15 protein-coding genes are annotated in these 16,530 nt (G+C 69.9%); 4 read left to right on the top strand and 11 right to left on the bottom strand.

What is annotated here, in order from left to right:
• Positions 1-11 precede the first annotated feature (11 nt).
• Positions 12-1,004, top strand: coding sequence for a class I SAM-dependent methyltransferase (locus tag RAN62_RS01180; protein ID WP_305782529.1), 993 nt, complete (start codon positions 12-14; stop codon positions 1,002-1,004).
• Here RAN62_RS01180 and RAN62_RS01175 read toward each other — a convergent pair.
• From RAN62_RS01175 to RAN62_RS01150, 6 genes are all read right to left on the bottom strand, one after another.
• Entirely contained in the window at positions 901-1,815 is a 915-nt protein-coding gene (locus RAN62_RS01175) for a hypothetical protein (protein WP_305782528.1), read from the bottom strand. The two genes, RAN62_RS01180 and RAN62_RS01175, sit on opposite strands and share 104 nt — an antisense overlap.
• Before the next feature lie 177 nt (positions 1,816-1,992).
• On the bottom strand, positions 1,993-3,090 hold the full coding sequence (locus RAN62_RS01170; protein WP_438874459.1) for a glycoside hydrolase family 53 protein: 1,098 nt from the start codon (positions 3,088-3,090) through the stop codon (positions 1,993-1,995).
• 36 nt (positions 3,091-3,126) lie between these two features.
• Positions 3,127-4,164, bottom strand: coding sequence for a LacI family DNA-binding transcriptional regulator (locus RAN62_RS01165; protein ID WP_305782526.1), 1,038 nt, complete (start codon positions 4,162-4,164; stop codon positions 3,127-3,129).
• A gap of 25 nt (positions 4,165-4,189) precedes the next feature.
• Positions 4,190-5,044, bottom strand: a complete 855-nt coding sequence (locus tag RAN62_RS01160; protein ID WP_305782525.1) for a carbohydrate ABC transporter permease — start codon at positions 5,042-5,044, stop codon at positions 4,190-4,192.
• Between the two features lies 1 nt (position 5,045).
• Positions 5,046-6,020, bottom strand: a complete 975-nt coding sequence (locus RAN62_RS01155; RefSeq protein ID WP_305782524.1) for a carbohydrate ABC transporter permease — start codon at positions 6,018-6,020, stop codon at positions 5,046-5,048.
• Positions 6,017-7,318: an ABC transporter substrate-binding protein gene (locus RAN62_RS01150; RefSeq protein ID WP_305782523.1), complete on the bottom strand. Its 1,302-nt coding sequence runs from the start codon at positions 7,316-7,318 to the stop codon at positions 6,017-6,019. The genes RAN62_RS01155 and RAN62_RS01150 overlap by 4 nt, the downstream gene beginning before the upstream one ends.
• A gap of 184 nt (positions 7,319-7,502) precedes the next feature.
• Between RAN62_RS01150 and RAN62_RS01145 the strand changes: the two genes are divergently transcribed.
• Entirely contained in the window at positions 7,503-9,749 is a 2,247-nt protein-coding gene (locus RAN62_RS01145; protein ID WP_305782522.1) for a beta-galactosidase, read from the top strand.
• Between the two features lie 38 nt (positions 9,750-9,787).
• Here RAN62_RS01145 and RAN62_RS01140 read toward each other — a convergent pair whose 3' ends face one another.
• Both RAN62_RS01140 and RAN62_RS01135 read right to left on the bottom strand, forming a co-directional pair.
• Entirely contained in the window at positions 9,788-10,207 is a 420-nt protein-coding gene (locus RAN62_RS01140; RefSeq protein WP_305782521.1) for a hypothetical protein, read from the bottom strand.
• Between the two features lie 82 nt (positions 10,208-10,289).
• The gene (locus tag RAN62_RS01135; protein WP_305782520.1) at positions 10,290-10,691 is read right to left on the bottom strand and encodes a VOC family protein; all 402 of its coding nucleotides are present in this window, start codon (positions 10,689-10,691) and stop codon (positions 10,290-10,292) included.
• A 91-nt stretch (positions 10,692-10,782) separates the two neighbouring features.
• On the opposite strand from RAN62_RS01135, the gene RAN62_RS01130 reads away from it, so the two are divergent.
• A complete protein-coding gene (locus tag RAN62_RS01130) occupies positions 10,783-13,500 on the top strand; it encodes an HD domain-containing protein (protein WP_305782519.1) in 2,718 nt (905 codons plus the stop codon).
• 35 nt (positions 13,501-13,535) lie between these two features.
• On the top strand, positions 13,536-14,144 hold the full coding sequence (locus RAN62_RS01125) for a class I SAM-dependent methyltransferase (RefSeq protein ID WP_305782518.1): 609 nt from the start codon (positions 13,536-13,538) through the stop codon (positions 14,142-14,144).
• A gap of 107 nt (positions 14,145-14,251) precedes the next feature.
• Here RAN62_RS01125 and RAN62_RS01120 read toward each other — a convergent pair whose 3' ends face one another.
• The 3 genes from RAN62_RS01120 to RAN62_RS01110 all read right to left on the bottom strand — a co-directional run bounded on the left by RAN62_RS01120 (position 14,252) and on the right by RAN62_RS01110 (position 16,496).
• Complete coding sequence (locus tag RAN62_RS01120; RefSeq protein WP_305782517.1) at positions 14,252-15,139, bottom strand: MerR family transcriptional regulator; 888 nt, start codon at positions 15,137-15,139, stop codon at positions 14,252-14,254.
• A 41-nt stretch (positions 15,140-15,180) separates the two neighbouring features.
• Positions 15,181-15,501 carry a helix-turn-helix domain-containing protein gene (locus RAN62_RS01115; protein ID WP_305782516.1) on the bottom strand — a complete coding sequence of 107 codons (321 nt, stop codon included), beginning with the start codon at positions 15,499-15,501 and terminating at the stop codon, positions 15,181-15,183.
• 575 nt (positions 15,502-16,076) lie between these two features.
• Positions 16,077-16,496 carry a TIGR03618 family F420-dependent PPOX class oxidoreductase gene (locus RAN62_RS01110; protein ID WP_305782515.1) on the bottom strand — a complete coding sequence of 140 codons (420 nt, stop codon included), beginning with the start codon at positions 16,494-16,496 and terminating at the stop codon, positions 16,077-16,079.
• Positions 16,497-16,530 lie beyond the last annotated feature (34 nt).

Below are 16,530 nucleotides of genomic sequence, written 5' to 3'. Positions count from 1 at the left end.
GCGGAGGGTAAGTGGAGCAGAGAGCGATCTACGACCTGCGCTATTGCGGCGACGGTTATGACGCGAGATCGGCCGTGCGGGTGTTGACGGCCGAGGCGGTGGCCCTCGACCGCGCGGTCGGGCGAGCGCTTTCCTCGCTTTCCGGGCAGGGGCCCGTGACGCTCTTCGACTTCGGTTACGGAACTGGGCGAGTGACCAATGAATTCCTGGTGGAATTTCCTCGGACATTCGCGGACGCCGGCCGCGATCTCCGGGTGATCGCCTATGACGTGTCCGCTCAGGGCCTGCGGAAAGCGGCGCGCTCGCTGGCCGATGACCACGGCTTCCACCTCGGTGACCTGGTCTTCTCGGACGCGGCGGTGGAAGGGTACGTGGCGGGATCGGCCGGCCGGGAAGACGGCGGGACAAGGGTTTCCGTCACCTTCGTCCATGGGTCCGAGGGCGAGGGCAGTGATGCGGTCCAGAAGCTGATTCTGCGGGCCAACGATGACGTTCCGGTGATGGTGACCACCTCGTGGTACAGCGCCATCGCGCACATGCCGGGTGCGGAGGTGCGTGCGAGCTTCTTCCGCATGCTCAGCGAGGTGACCGACCCGCGCGGTGAGCTTCTCGTAGCGCCTTCGGTCTCCGGTGATCTGCCCGAACTGCAGGAATTCTGGACGAAGAAGCGCCTGGCGGGCGAGGCCGGCGGATTGCCGATCGAGATGGACGGCGACGTCATCTATCGGACCGAGCTCGAGCAGGACAACTATTGTCACGTCTTCGGCCCGGATCTGTGGGAGCTGCTCGAAGCCGTCACGCAGCCCGGCCAGCACGCTTGGCTGGAGGCCATCAGACTGCCCGACGAGGAGTTCCGCTCGCGGGCGGAGGAACAGGACAACTATCGTCGTCTGCGGGCCTTCAACCAGGAGGTGGGCCGTCGTCGGTGGACGGCGGACGACTATCGGCGAGTTCATACGGCGGCCGCGATCCGGAGCGGCTCGCCCGCCGCCGCAGGAGACTGAGCCGCGGTTCCCGGGCCCGGGTCCGTGGCAGCGGGCGCAACGCGACGATGTCCGTCTTCAGGAGTTGCCGCTGATGGACCTGGACGCGGAAGAGACACTCGAAGTTGTCGAGCGGGGCGACGGTGGCGAGGAAGTCGTCGTCGAACGGCAGGCGGGCCCCGGCCCAGGTGCCGAAACCGTAGACGCCACAGATCAGCAACACCATCTTGTCGGGCGCGAAGGGGTTCTGGCTGCGGACCAGGATGCCGTAGTCGGTGCGGAAACGCAGGGCCACCCGTGCGCCCTCGGCATCGGTGGAGATGAACCAGCTGTGATCGAGGTCGTGACGGCCGGAGCCGTCGAGCGGATCGACGTCCCATTCCGCGCGATAGGTCGTCCCGGTCCGCTCGTCCACCATGACCATCACCTTGTCGTCCAGGCGGAAATGAGATCCCACCTTGTCGAGAACGGTCGAAGTCAGGCTGTTCACGTCGGTGCCGCCCAGGACGATGATGTTCTCCCGCGGCTGGCCGTCGGTGATCTGCGAGGCATAGGCGATGCCGAACGACGAGCCGAACGCGGCCAGCCCGGTGGTCAATTCGTGCAGGGCATGGTAATCGCCGAGGCCGACCATTCCGGACGGCTCCAGGTGGTTGAACCGGGGGAACTCACCGACGAAGAGCAGCGTTCGCGAAGTGAGCATTCGCCGGCCCCAGAAGGCACGACCCCGGCGGGAGCGCTGGAGGCGGAAGATCTCCCGGGTCACGATGCCGGAACCAAAGGCGATGACGGCCGCGGCGAGGTTGATCGCGAGATCTCTGAGGTCGCCCACCTGTCGGCTCCGCTCGATCGTCAAGCAGTTGTCGCTCGTTCCCCCATCTGACGGACGGAGGCAAGATCTCCCGCTCGGGGGAGGGGGAGCGGCGGGGGGTGCGAGCCTTCTTCGCCATGATGACATCGGCGGGGAAACGCGGCCCGCTCTCTCGTGGGAAAGCGGGCCGCGTGCGGATCACGGAGTCCAGCGGATGTACGGGTTCACATGTCCCGTCCAGTCGAACGTCGCCATGTTGTCCCAGCCGTCGCCGGTGCCGTTGATGTTCGCCGGGTCCCAGCCGTTGCCGGGCACGGCGTACCAGGTCGGCTCCCAGTAGAAGACGCCGATCGCGCCGGCGTTGCGGGCCGTGTTCTGGACCCAGGCGAACTGCTGGGCCTGGCCTTGCCACGTGGCCGGGATGTTGTCGCACAGCACGGTGCCCGGGATCGAGTTCTTCTCGCTGTCCGCGTCGGCCGTCGTGAACTGGTACGCCGTCTCGGCGATCACGACCGGCTTGCCGTACCGGGTCCGGACGTCGGTGATGACGTTGTAGAGGTTCGCCAGCGTGCCGTGCCACATGCAGTAGTAGCTGAGCGCCGTGATGTCCCACTGGACACCTTGCGCCTTGATGCCGTCGTAGAACCAGCGCGCGTTGGCCATGCTGTCCGCGTCGGCGACGTGGATCATGACCTGGGTGGCGCTGTTGCACGCCTTCGTCGCGTTGTAGCCCTGCTTCAACAGCGAAGCGAGCGGCGCGAAATCATTGTTGCTGACTTGTCCCTGGGGCCACAGCATGCCGACGTTGATCTCGTTGCCGATCTGCACGGAGTCGGGCGTGGTGCCCTGCGACTTGAGCGCGGTGCAGACGTCGTACGTGTAGTTGTAGACGTCCGTGCCCAGCTGGGAGAGCGAGTGTGACGCCCAGGCCGCCGGCTTGAACTGCTTGCCGGGGTCGGCCCACGTGTCGGAGTAGTGGAAGTCGATCAGGAGCTTGAGTCCCTTGGCCTTGATCGCCTTCGCCTGCTGGAGCACCTTGGCCTTGTTGTTGTAACCGCTGGCCGGGTTGTTCCAGATCCGCAGCCGGGCATAGTTGACCCCGGCCGACTTCAGGATGTCGTACGGGTCCTTGCGCGCGCCGGCGGCGTCGTAATAGGGCGCGCCGAGGTCGAGGCTGCGCTGGAGCGACGACACGTCGGCGCCCAGCATGGACAGTGTGGTGGCCGCTCCCGCGGGAGAAGCGGGAGAAACAGAAGCGGCCAGAGCGAGGACAGTGGCGCCGAGAGCAACGGCCAGTGTCCGGACGGATCGGTGCACGGTGGATCCTTTCCGTCAGAAAGAGGGCGACGACTCCCGGAGGACGATCGTCGTAGGAACCGTGATGGAGAGTGGAGTACGTCCGGCGATCACGTCGGTGAGCAACCGGACCATCTCCTCGCTGATCCGATCGAGCGGGTTGCGCACCGAGCTCAGCGGCGGATGTTGAGTGGCCGCCAGCCCGGAGTCATCAAAACCGATAAGTCGGATTTGTGCGGGAACCGCGATGCCGAGCTCGCGCAGCACCGGAAGCGTGCCCGCCGCCATGGAGTCGGACGCCGCGAAAATGCCGTCGATGTCCGGCGCCGCGGCCAGGAGTGAGCGGACAGCCGCGGCGCCACTGGCATGGGACCAGTCCCCATAGGCCACCAGCGACTCGTCGAAGGCAAGACCATGAGCCCGCAAGGCGTCGGAGTAACCCCGGAGCCGGTCGACGCCCCCGGACGTGTCCTGCGGCCCGGCGATGTGCGCGATGCGCCGGCAACCCGCCGCGAACAGGTGCGACACGGCGGACCGGGCGCCGGCCCACTCGTCGGCGGCGACCGAGCTGATCGTCGCCTCGTGCCCGAGCACCTGGCCGCAGGCGACGATCGGCACGCCCGCGTTGACGAGCTGACCGAGCAGCGGGTCGCCGGAGTGCGGGGACACGAGCAGGATCCCGTCGACGTGGCCGCCGCTGAGATAGGTCATCGCCCGGGTGCGCTCCTCGGGCGTGGCGGCGATCATGAGGATCAGCGTCAGCTCGTGCGCGGCGAGGGCCTGGGCGACCCCGCGCAGCAGGACGGCGAAGTTGGGGTCCTCGAAGAGCAGGTGCTGCGGCTCGGTGAGCAGGAACGCGATGGACCCCGAGCGGCCCGTCGCCAGGGAGCGGGCGTGCTGGTTGGCGGTGTAGCCCGTACGCGAGATGGCGTCCCGCACGGCCCGGACCGCCTCCGGGCTCACCCACTCCCGGCCGTTGAGCACACGGGAGACGGTGGCGTAGCTGACCCCGGCCTCGCGCGCGACGTCGCGGATGGTCGGCCGCTTGCGCCCCGCGTTCGGCGAGGTCGGCACGGTAGGGATCATAGCCACGGCCGCCTCAGGCCTTGACCGCACCGGCGGCCAGGTCGACCTGCCAGAAGCGCTGAAGAGCCAGGAACAGAGCCACCAGGGGTACGACCGACAGCAGCGCCCCCGTCACGACGACCGTGTACATCGCGGGTTGCTGCGCGCCCTGGTTGAGCAGCCCGCTCAGGCCCACGGTCACGGGGAAGAGCTTGTCGTTGCCCAACATGATGTACGGCAGCATGTAGTTGTTCCAGATCGCGACGAACTGGAAGAGGAAGACGGTCACGAGCCCCGAGCGCATCATCGGCAGCACGACCGTGGCGAAGGTCCGCCAGTCGCCGGCGCCGTCCACCCGGGACGCCTCCAGCACCTCGTTGGGGACGGCCGCCGCGGCGAAGATGCGGGCGAGGTAAATCCCGTACGGGCTGATGATGCTCGGCAGCAGCACGGACCAGTAGGTGTTGGTCATGCCCACCTTGGCCAGCAGCAGGTACTGCGGGATGGCCAGGATGACGCCGGGCACGAGCACGCCGGCGAGCACCATGTTGAAGACGACGCCCTTGCCCGGGAACGAGAACTTCGCGAGCGCGAAACCCGCCATCGCCGAGACGAGCGTGCTGAGTCCCGCCCCGACTCCGGCGTAGAGCGCGGTGTTCGCCATCCAGCGCCAGTAGAGCCCGTCGCGATAGCCGCTCAGGTCCGCGATGTTGTCGAAGAGGTGCGTACTCGGCAGGAAGGTGAAGGTCGAGAAGAGCTCGTTCGGGCTCTTCGACGCGGCGACCAGCACCCAGAGCACCGGCAGCAGGCAGTACACCGCGCCGACCAGCAGCAGGATGGTGGCGGCGGGGGAGCGGCGGGCCTTCGCCGGCAGTGCAGCAACAGCCATGTCAGTCCTCCTGGCGGAAGGCACGCGAGCCGACGAGCTTCAGGAAGCCGAAGGACAGCGCGAACGTCGCGACGGCGATGATCACCGAGGTGGCCGCCGCGGAGTAGATGTCGTTGCGGATGAACGCGTCCCGGTAGACCTTCATCAGCGGCGTCCACGTCGCCGAGATCGTGTTGCTCAACGGGCGCAGAGTCATCGGCTCGGCGAAGACCTGCAGCGTGGCGATGAGCGAGAAGACGAAGGTCATCACGAGCGAGGGCGCGATGATCGGGATCTTGATGCGCCACGCGATCTGGACCTCCGAGGCGCCGTCGAGCCGCGCGGCCTCGTACATGTCCTGGGGGATGGCCTTGAGCGCCGTGTAGAGCACGATCATGTTGAAGCCGGTCCCGCCCCAGATCGCGATGTTGGCGACCGCGTAGAGGATCCACGAGGAGCCGAGCAGGTTGGGCGACCCGAGGCCGGAGCCCTCGAGGATGTCGTTGAGCGGGCTGATGCGCGGCAGGTAGAGGAACCCCCACAGCAGCGAGGCGACGACGGCCGGCACCGCGTACGGGAGGAAGATCGCCGTCCGCGCGAAGCCGCCGACCCGCGTGCGCCCGGCGTCGAGCAGCAGAGCGAAGAGCAGAGCGAGACCCAGCATCACGGGTACGACGATCAGGCCGTACGCCCCGATCCGGCCCACGCTCGGAAGGAACTCCGCGTCGGTCACCGAGCGGACGTAGTTCTCGACGCCCGCCCACACCTCGCTGCGCGCGCCGGAGCCCAGCCCGAGCCCCTTGACCTGCACCTTGCGGAGGCTCAGGTAGGCCGCGTACACGATCGGGGCCCCGAGGAACGCGGCGAAGAGCACGATGGCGGGGGCGAGGAACGCGTACGGGGTGCCCGCGCGCCGGCCGCGCCGGGGGCGGCCCGCCGCCGGGGTGGCGACGGACCTCTCCGCGATCACTTGCTCGGTGGCCGGAACCGTGGTCATCCGGCGACCTTGAAGCCGGTGTTCTTCATGTCGTCGAGCGTCTGCTGCTGCATGGTGGCCAGCGCCGCGGTGAACTGCGCGCTCTGCTTCGCCTCGGCGGCCTTGCCGAAGGTGTCGTTGAAGGCGCTGTACGCGACGTTGACGTTCGGCCCGTACGTGAACGGGTTGCCCTGCTTCGCGGCCTCGGCGGCGATCGTGTAGAAGTCGGCCTGGCCGGCGAAGAACGCCGGCGGGGTGGCCAGCGCCTCGGACGAGTCGAGCGCGGCGGGGTAGACGTTCGCCGTGCCGGCCAGCAGCTTGAGCGCCGCCGGGTCGGTGTTGAGCCACTGGATGAACTCGGTGGCCTGCTTCTTGTGCTTGCTCTGGGTCGTCACCGCGGTGGCGGAGCCGCCCCAGTTGCCGGTCTTCGGCGTGGCGGCGTCCCACTGCGGCAGCGGCGCGGCGGCCCACTTGCCCTTGGTCTTGCCGGCGTTGCCCTCGAGCACGCCCGGTGCCCAGACCGCGCTGACCCAGCCGACCTGCGAGCCGTCGTTGAGCGCCGCGTTCCACTCCGGCGTGTACTGCGGGGTGTTCGAGATGGCGCCCTCCTGCACGAGGCCGCCCCAGAAGCCGGCCACCTTCTGCGTCGCGGCGTCGTTGATGTTGACGTTCCAGGTGTCGCCGTCGACGCTCCACCAGGAGGCGCCGGCCTGCTGCGCGAGCCCGGCGAACTGACCGGCGTCGGCGGCGGAGAAGGTGCCGAGGTACTGCTTCGCGTCGGCCTGGTGCACCTTGCGCGCCGCTGCTGCGTACTCGTCCCAGGTCTTGGGGGCGGCCAGCCCGAGCTTGTCGAAGACGTCCTTGCGGTAGAAGAACATCAGGGGCGCGTTGTCCTGCGGCACGGCATAGACCGAGTCGCTGCCCACGGTGACCGACGTCCAGTTCGCCTCGGGGAACTTGTCCTTGAGCGAGCCGGCCTCGTCCTTGATGTCGGCGAGCGCGTCGGCCGAGACGAGCGTCGGGATCTTCTGGTACTCGGCCTGCATGATGTCGGGCGCGCCGCTGCCGGCCTTGATCGCGGTGAGCAGCTTGGTGACCGCGGGGTCGCCGCCGTCCTGCTTGTTGACCGTGACCTTGATGTCGGGGTGCGCGGCGTTCCAGGTCTCGACGACCTTGTCCATGTTCGGGGTCCAGGTCCAGTACGAGAGCTCGACCGGCCCGGTGGCCTCGGTGCTGCTGTCGTCGTCGGAACCGCCGCCGCACGCGGCTGTCAGGAGCAGAAGGGAAGCGGCGAGCACGCCGGCGAGAGTCTTCTTCAACGATCCTCCTCGATCATTCAGGCCGCCCGGCCCGGAGAAGGACGTCCGGGCAGGTGCCTGTGACCGGTTACAGTGAGCCTCGTTCACGCGGATGTCAAGGGCTTGATTCCAGCAGGTAAACCCGGTGTATCGTGCGGCGCAGTCGCCTGTGACCGGTTACAGGCCCAGATCCACGGGGGTCGCGTTGCCTCAAGACGAGCCGCTCACTGTCCGGCACCAGCCCTGGACGGCGCCGCTGCGCCGCCCGCGCATGAGCAACGACGAGGACAACCGCCCCGGCATCGCGCTGACCAGCCGTTATCTGGTCCGCGACGGCTCGCCGGTCATCCCGGTCTCGGGCGAGATGCACTACAGCAGGGTCCCCCGCGACCGCTGGGCCGAGCGCCTGCGGCAGATGCGCGCCGGCGGCGTCACCGTGGTGGCCAGCTACGTCTTCTGGCTGCACCACGTCGAGCACCGGGGTGAGCCACGCTTCGACGGCAACCTCGACGTCGGCGCCTTCGTCGACGCGTGCGCCGACGCGGGGCTGGACATCATCCTGCGGATCGGCCCGTGGGTGCACTCCGAGAGCCGCAACGGCGGGTTCCCCGACTGGGTGCAGCAGGCTCCCGTGCGTCACCGGACGGACGATCCGGCGTACCTCGAGCTGGTCCGCGAGTGGTTCGGTCAGCTCGCCGCGCAGGTGGCCGGGCGCGAGCTGCTGGGCATCCAGATCGAGAACGAGCTCTACACCGAGCCCGGGCACATTCTCACGCTCAAGCGCATGGCCCGCGAGGCCGGCTTGTCGGCGCCGCTGTGGACCGCCACCGCCTGGGACAGCGCGGAGCTGCCGCCCGAGGAGGTGCTGCCCCTCTACGGCGGTTACGGCGACGGCTTCTGGGTCGACGCCGAGGCCGACTGGGCGCCCACCTTCCGCGACCACTACTTCTTCTCGCACGTCTGGGACGACCCGGGCATCGGCGCCGACGTCCGCCGCGCGCAGAACATCGCCGCCGCCCAGGGCGGCCCGCGCGTACCGTCGGACCTCTTCCCGCCGGCCACCTGCGAGCTCGCCGGCGGCATGGGCACGGCCTACCACCGCCGCCCGCGCCCCTCCGGCCTCGACACCGCCACGGTCGGCCACACCAAGATCGGCAACGGGTCGGCCTGGCAGGGCTACTACATGTACGCCGGCGGCACCAACCCGCACGGCGACCACGGCATGCAGGAGTCGCACGCCACCGGCTACCCCAACGACATGCAGAGACTGGGGTACGACTTCCACGCGCCGCTGGGCGAGGCCGGTCTCGCCTCGGCGGCGTACGAGCTGTTGCGCCGTCAGCACGCCTTCCTCGCGGCCTTCGGTCCCGCCCTGGCCGAGATGCCGTCGACCCTGCCCGACCAGCGGCCGGCCGGCGTCGAGGACACGACGACCCTGCGCTGGGCCCTGCGCTCCGACGGCACGAGCGGCTTCGTCTTCATCGCGTGGCACCAACCGCACTTCCCGCTCGCCACCTACCGCGGCGCGCAGTTCCGGCTCTCTCTGGACCGCGGCGTGGTCACGTTCCCGTCGCGGCCGGTCGACATCCCGTACGGCACCCTGGCCCGCTGGCCCGTGGGCATCCACGGCTTGTCCTACGCCACGGCCTCGGCCCTGACCGTCCTGCCCGGAGCCGTCCCGACGCTGGTCCTCACCGCCGAGGAAGGCATCCCCGTCGAGGTGGGCGTGGGCCCGGAGGTCCTGGACATCTCACCGGGCCTCGCACCGACCCGCCTGGAAACGGCCGACGGCCCCCTCGACCTGCTCGTCCTCGACCCCGCCGCCGCGGCCACGGCATGGGTCGACGGCGACCGCCTGCTGCTCAGCGCCGACGAGCTCTTCTGGGGCCCCGATGGCAAGGTCACCGCCCGCGCGTCCGGCACCCCACGGGTACGGGTCTACGACCCGGCCGCCCGAACCTTCACCGACCTGCCCCTGGCCCCGCCGCCCGGCCCCACCGGCACCGCCACCCTGGACGCCGTCCTGGTGCGCCCGGCCGCCACGGTCCCCGTCGAGTACGGCAAGCACGACGGCCGCCAGTCCGCCCCGAGCCGCGCCACCTTCGCCGAGCTCGCCGCCGTCCACCGCCTCGACCTGCCCTCCTGGGCCGACGACCCGGGCCTGGACGCCCACCTCGACATCGCCTGGGTCGGCGACGTCGCCGAACTCCACATCGACGGCAAGGTCGCCACCGACCGCTTCTGGGACGGCGCCCGCTGGCAGATCAACCTCCGCGACGCCGGCTACCGCCCCGGCAGCGAGGTCACCCTCCACATCCTCCCGCTGGCCACGGTCTCCGCCGTCCACCTCCCCACCGACGCCCGCGACCGCCTCCTGTCCGCCGAAGGCCAACTCCTGTCCATCGACGACATCCAGCTCATCGGCCGCCGCACCTGGCACGAAGCCGCCTGACCGAGTCCCCGGGGCGGCGACGTTCTCCGTCGCCGCCCTCACGGGGCGAGGTCGTCCCCGAAGGGGGAAGTGAGAACGCGGAGCAGCTCGGGATCGGCGTAGATCTCGGCGGTGTGCTTCCACTCGATCACCATCTGCTGGACAGCCGCCGCCTCACCCGCCTCGACCGTCTCGGCGAACTCCGCGGCGAACCGGCCGACCTCGCCCGCCGGCAGGAACCGCAGCCACGGCAACGCGTCGTGATAGACCTGCGAATCCCGGCTGACGTCGGCGGGCAGGAGCCGGAGGAGAAGTCCGAAGACCTCGCTCTCCGTCTCGGCCACGTCGGCTGCCCGCAAAATGAGGTCGTCGGCCTTGCGGCGGCGTAGCCGCAACGCTCCACTGCGAAAAACTCGCTCCCAGGTCTCGTCCGGCCGCCGGCAGAGCTCCGAGTAGGACACGGCATCAAGCGTCTTCACGCCGCGACCCTAGGCGTACGAGAAATCGCTCGCACGATCCATCCGACATCGCGATGGCTCGTCGTCAGGGGATGACCACGACTCATGGCGCAATGACGGGATCCTTGAGGAGGCAGAACTCGTTGCCCTCGGGGTCGGTCAGGACCCAGAGGCCATCGGTCTCCCAGGCCGCCTGCGCGCCGATCGCCAGCAGCCGCACCAGCTCCAGCACCGGCTCCGGCGCCTCCAGATCGAGGTGCACCCGGTTCTTGACGGTCTTCTTCTCGGGCACCTGGGTGCACCACACACGCGGCCCGCCGTCGGGGCCCGGCAGCAGGAGCACGGCCGTGTCCTCTTCCGGTCCGCTCAGGCCGCGCGCCCGCAAGGAAGCCAGATCCTCCTCCGTGTACGGCGCGATCGTGTAGCCGTCGAGCACGGCGATCCAGAAGCGGGCGAGCGACGCCGGCCGCTCGCAGTCGATGACGATGTCTTTGAGCCGGGCCATGGCGATGTCCTTCGATCGGGTCAGGGATTCCGGCGTCCGCCGCACTACTGTTCCTGGTGTACCGGGTCAGACCCTACCGAGGGGCGATGCCGTGCCGGAGACCTTCGAGGAGACCCCGCTCTGGTGCCGCACGTTGGGTGCCCGCTGCGACGATGGCGACCAGGCGCGCGCCGCGATGGCCGCGGCGTTCCACCAGTTCCGCCGGGTGGTCAAGGACCTGGCGGGCGAGATCGGGCGCACCATGCCGCTGTTCACCGACCACTCCATCGAGCACGCCGACTCGTTGTGGGACATGGCGTCCCTGCTCTGCGGTGCGGACTTCCCGATCAACCCGGCCGAGGCCTTCGTCCTCGGCGGTGCTTTTCTCCTGCACGACCTCGGGATGGCGCTGGCGGTGCTGCCGGACGGCCTCGGCTCGCTGGAACGGGACCGGTTGTTCCCGGCGCTGCTCGCCGAGGCCCGGGCCCGGCAAGGCGCAGACGACCCGGCAGAGCAGGCCGTACGTGACGAGGCGCTGGCCGAGCTGGTGCGCCTTCGGCACGCCGAGAACGCCGAGCGGCTCGCCTTCGAAGTGTTCCGGACGCCGGACGGACAGCCGTTCCATCTGTTGCAGGACGCGGCACTGCGGCAGAACTTCGGCGCACTGATCGGCAAGATCGCCGCCAGCCACGGCTGGGACGTGGCGCGGCTGGCCGGCCTGGATCAGCGGCTCGGCAGTTGTGTCGACCATCCGCCGCACTGGGAGGTGGACCCGCTCAAGATCGCCTGTGTGCTGCGCCTGGCCGACGTGGCCCACATCGACCAGCGCCGCGCGCCGATCTATCTGCACTCCTACCGGCAACCGACCGGAGAGTCCCACCGGCACTGGTACTTCCAGGGGCGGTTGACCCGGCCCCGGGTCGAGGGCGATCGGCTTGTCTACACGGCCATGGACTCGTTCCGCCGGGACGAGGCGAACGCGTGGTGGCTCGCCCAGGAAACCATCCGCACGATCGACGAGGAGCTGCGCCGGGTCGACGCCCTGTGCGCGGATCTCGGCCGGCCCCGCTTCCCCGTACGGGCGGTGGCCGGGGCGGACTCGCCGCAGCGGCTGGCCCGGTACATCCCGGCGCAGGGCTGGGAGCCGATCGACGCTCAGCTGCGCGTCACCGACACGGTGGGGCTGGTCGCCAATCTCGGTGGTGAGGACCTGTACGGACGTAAGCCCGAGGTCGCCCTGCGCGAGCTGATCGCCAACGCCGTCGACGCCAGCCAGGCCCGCCGGCTCGTGGAGGGCGGCAGCGCCGCGGCCGTCCAGGTGGAGTTGCGCGAGGAGGCCGGGTCCTGGTGGCTCACGGTGACGGACCAGGGCATCGGCATGTCCCGCGAGGCGATGGTCGCGGCGCTGACCGATTTCGGCCGTTCCCGCTGGCACGCCCGTGACCTGGTCGAGGACGTCCCGGAGCTGTCCGGCCAGGGGTTCCGTCCGGTCGGCCGGTTCGGCATCGGCTTCTTCGCGGTCTTCATGGTCGCCGACGAGGTACAGGTGCGCAGCCTGGCCTACGGCGCGGCGCTCGCCACGACGCACATCCTCGAGTTCCCCGCCGGAGTCTCCGTGCGGCCGATTCTGCGCCTCGCCGACCCCGCCGAGCGGCTACGCACCTGGGGCACCTCGGTGCGGCTGAAGCTCCGCCTCGATCCGCGTTCCCTGGACGGCATGTTCCGGACCGACCAGCGCGGCCGGACCCACACCCAGTTGCTGCACAGCCGCGTGGCGCGACTGTGTGCCCTGAGCGAGGTCGACATCGCGGTACGCGGACCGGACGACATTGCACCGATCATCCTGATCAACGGTGGGGACTGGACGACGATCCCGGCGGACGAGCTGTTCCGCCGGGTGTACCCGCGCGACGATTTCGGTCGGCTGACCCGGATGATGATCGACGGATACGAGCAGCTCTTCACCGAGCGCGCCGCGACGGTCGAGGACGCGTCCGGTGCCGTCATCGGCCGCGCCATGATCGCCACCGGCTGGGAGCGCGTCTATCCCGACATGTACTGGTTCCAGCCGCCGCCTCAGGGTCATGTCTATGTGGGCGGCTTCCACGCCGACGAGCTGGACTACTGCCTGGGTGTCTTCGTCGGCGAGCCGCTGACGGCGGACCGGCTGCGCTCGTTCCCCGCCTACGACCTGGCCGAGTGGCATCGCTGGCTGGAGGAACAGGCCGACGCGATCACCACCGATCCGGGCGCTCACATCTATGAGCAGGACCTGGCGGGCGATCTGGTGCGGGCCTACGACGCGGGTGGCTGGTCCCTGCCGTGTGCCGGCATGGCGCACGGTCTGGCCGACCGGAGCGCTTTGGTCTCCTGGCTGACGGGCAAGGACGAGATCTTCCTGGTGTCCGGCAACGCGATGAGCTCGCTGCCCGACGCCACCGGCGGCCAGCAGTACTTCAGCCATGACGGCCGTGTCGTCGAGTTCCCGGACAACACGCTGCTGATCAGTCTGAACCCGATGTGGCTGTTCCCCGAGCAGATCATGCCTCGACCGCGGGACGAGCGGTTCGCCGATGCCGTCGAGACCGATGGCGGCTGGGACGTACGGTCCTGGTGGTACGACACGGGGAACTTCGGCACCCCGGGGCTCGTCGTGCGCACCGTCGCGGAGGTCTGGGGCATCGACGTGGTCGAGGCAGTGGGGTGCATGGAGGCGTTGCACGTCAGCGAGGGCCGGGACCGCCGACCGATTCTGCCGACCCGCGACGGGCCCGGAGTGCGGGCCACGGCGATCCGGATGCGGCGGCCCGGCGGGGGAACGGAAGCTTGACCCGGACCCCGGGGGGCGGGTTTATGTTCGCTCGCATGAGTGTCACAGCGGGCGGCGACGTCGATTACGAGACCACCGGACATGGGTACGCGACCCGGCGGCGAGCCGATCCCCGGATTGCCGCCGCGATCCACGCGGCCCTCGGCGACGCCCGGAACGTCCTCAATGTCGGGGCGGGTGCCGGGTCCTACGAGCCGGCCGACCGCTATGTGCTGGCCGTCGAGCCGTCGGCGCGGATGCGGGAACAGCGACCACCCGGAGCGGCGCCGGCGCTCCGCGCGTACGCGGAAAGTCTGCCCTTCGACGACGACAGCTTCGACGCGGTCATGGCCACGATCACCGTGCATCAGTGGTCGGATCCCATGCGCGGGCTGGCCGAGCTGCGCCGGGTCGCCCGGGCGGCCGTGGGGGTGCTGACCTTCGACGGTGACGCACTGGATCGCTTCTGGCTGGCGGACTACGTGCCGGAGCTGATCGTCGCGGAGCGCCGGCGGTATCCGCGGATCGCTGCCATCGCCGCCGCGCTCGGTGAGGGCACGGAGGTTGCCGAGGTGCCGATTCCGGTCGACTGCACCGACGGGTTCGCCGAGGCGTTCTACGCGCGGCCGGAGCAGTTGCTCGATCCGCGGGTGCGGGCCGCCTAGTCGGCCTGGACCTTCGTGGCCGACCCGGCGCCCGGGCTCGCCCGGCTGCGCGCCGACCTGGACTCCGGCGCCTGGGACGCGCGGCACGGCCAGCTGCGCACCCGGCCCTACTTCCGGGGGTCGTTGCGTCTGGTGAGCCAGCGCATGAGCTCGAGGGGGTGAGCGGCCGGGTCGGGGATGGTGGGGAAGACGTGTTCGATCAGGTTGTCCCGGATCACCAGGGTCAGCCGTTCGTAGAGGACGAGGTCCGCGGCGGCGACGGTGGGCAGGCCCATCGCGGCGGCGAGGGTCAGCTTCGGGTCGGGGATCAGCGGGTAGGGCAGGCGCAGCCGGTGCGCGAGCTCGCGTTGATAGCCGGTCGACTGGGCGGACAGCCCGTAGACCCGGGCCGCGCCGGCGGCGAGCAGTTCGGCGTGGTGGTCGCGCAGCCAGACGGCCTGGTCGGTGCTGCCGCGCGCGCCGTGCACCTCGAGCATCCCGCGGGGCAGGTCCACGCCGGGGCGGCCGGTCAGCGGGTAGACGAAGATGACGGTCCGCCCGCTGCCGAGCGCTCGCAGGTTCACCGGCTGCCCGTCGGTGGCGTAGAAGGACAGTGGCGGCAGGGCCGAGCCGATCGCGGGCACGGTGCCGGAGGTCCGGGGGCCGCTCACGACCTGGCGGGCCGCCTCGTCGATGCGGGCGTCGAGCGCGTCCCGCTGGGCGGTCAGCTCCCCGATGCGCCGCTGCAGACTCGTCACGGTGCTGCGGAAGGTCGCCACCGCGGCCGCGCACACGTCGTCCCCGTCGGCGATCGACTCGACGAACGGCCGCGTCTCCTCCACGGCCAGCCCCAGCGCCATCAGCTCCCGGATCTGCGCCACCTGCCGCTCGGCGATCGGCTCGTACTCCCGGTAGCCGTTGCTCAGCCGCCGCGGCACGACCAGCCCGGCCGCCTCGTAGTAGCGCAACGCCCGCACGGTCGTCCCGGTCCGGCGCGCCAGCTCACCCACCCGCATGGCCCGACCCTAAACCCGCACCCGGGGGTACGGGTCAAGTGTCAGGTGGTGCCGGTCTCCTGCTGACGCTTGTACTGAGCGTTCTCGCGCAGTGCCTCCTCGAGCTGGTCCTCGAGGATGATGATCCGGCAGGCGGCCTCGAGCGCGGTGCCGGCGTCGACCATCTCGCGGGCCCGCGCGGCGAGCCGCAGCTGATAGCGGGAGTAGCGGCGGTGGCCGCCGGCGGAGCGGAACGGGGTGATCAGTTTCGCCTCGTCGAGCCGGCGCAGGAAGTCCTGCGAGGCGCCGGTGATCTCCGCGGCGCGGCCCATCGTGTAGGCGGGGTAGTCGTCGTCACCGAACATGTCATCGGGTGGGGCCATACGCACGTCTCTCCATGACGAGGGCCCCGGCGTGAGACGCCGGGGCCCAGGGTTGCGGGTAAGAACACCATCTACCGACAGGTTCGTCGGTTTGTCGTATCCGCACCGGCCGCCGTCGGCGGCATGGGGTGCGAGGATCGCATAAGCGTGACCGGTAACCACCTCTCGTTCGATGGATACTGCGGTGACCGCCCCAGACCGTGTGTGCATCCAGGTAGCGGGCGATCCAACGGTGTGCTCGTCCCTCCCTTTCCTCTGCTTGCGACATTCTGTGGTGCTGTCGTGCTGCTCGCCGGCGCCGGGACCCACGCATTTCCTCGGCCCCGCCGCGTGCGGCGAGCTCAGCCAGAGCGCTGATCCTTACTTTCGCCCTGCCTGCTGTTTCGCGGTGTTACGGCCGATCCGAGCGAGCCACGAGAACATCCGGGCCCTGCTTGACGCTCGATCGGCCACGTCTGCGTCTTTCCGTGACCTCTTTGTTCGACACGAGATACGTTAGCCGCCCCCACCGAGAAAATCTAGCCCGCCGCGCCCAGATTTTCTCGCCGTGGCGCCGAGTATCGACGATCCTGCGGTCAGTCGCGCAGCCAGCCGTAGAGGCGTTCGACCTTCAGCCGCAGGATCAGCCGCCCATCTGCGACCATGGCCCGGCGGTAGTCGGCCCAGTCGGGGTGCTCCTGGCCGGCGATGCGGCGGTAGACGTCGATGAGCTCCTCGACGGTGGCGTCGTCCTCGGCCGACGACGGCGGGGAGAACGACGCGGTCACCTCGGCCGCCACGTAGCCGCCGCCGGGCGGGCCGACCCGGATCGTGCCGCGCGGGTCCCGGCGCAGGTTGTGCACCTTGGCCAGGGTGGCGCGGGTGGAGACGCGCAGCACCCGGTCGGCGGCGGTGTAGCTGACGTCGGAGAGCTGGGGGCGGCCGTCCTTCTTGATGGTGGCCAGCGTGCAGAGGGACGCCGCCTCGACGGCGGCCCACAGATCGTCATCGGACATGTGCCCAATGTAGAACGCCGCGGCCCCCGATGCG

Source organism: Symbioplanes lichenis, assembly GCF_030709675.1.
Taxonomy (GTDB): Bacteria; Actinomycetota; Actinomycetes; order Mycobacteriales; family Micromonosporaceae; genus Actinoplanes; species Actinoplanes lichenis.
The sequence above is the reverse complement of the archived record's forward strand: the minus strand, read 5'-3'. Positions and strand labels throughout refer to the sequence as shown.

Bases quoted from the DNA above. Each gene is read 5' to 3' on its own strand.
- RAN62_RS01160 (WP_305782525.1), bottom strand. From the start codon at position 5,044: ATGGCTGTTGCTGCACTGCCGGCGAAGGCCCGCCGCTCCCCCGCCGCC.
- RAN62_RS01155 (WP_305782524.1), bottom strand. From the start codon at position 6,020: ATGACCACGGTTCCGGCCACCGAGCAAGTGATCGCGGAGAGGTCCGTC.
- RAN62_RS01135 (WP_305782520.1), bottom strand. From the start codon at position 10,691: ATGGCCCGGCTCAAAGACATCGTCATCGACTGCGAGCGGCCGGCGTCG.
- RAN62_RS01125 (WP_305782518.1), top strand. From the start codon at position 13,536: ATGAGTGTCACAGCGGGCGGCGACGTCGATTACGAGACCACCGGACAT.
- RAN62_RS01120 (WP_305782517.1), bottom strand. From the start codon at position 15,139: ATGCGGGTGGGTGAGCTGGCGCGCCGGACCGGGACGACCGTGCGGGCG.
- RAN62_RS01115 (WP_305782516.1), bottom strand. From the start codon at position 15,501: ATGGCCCCACCCGATGACATGTTCGGTGACGACGACTACCCCGCCTAC.
- RAN62_RS01110 (WP_305782515.1), bottom strand. From the start codon at position 16,496: ATGTCCGATGACGATCTGTGGGCCGCCGTCGAGGCGGCGTCCCTCTGC.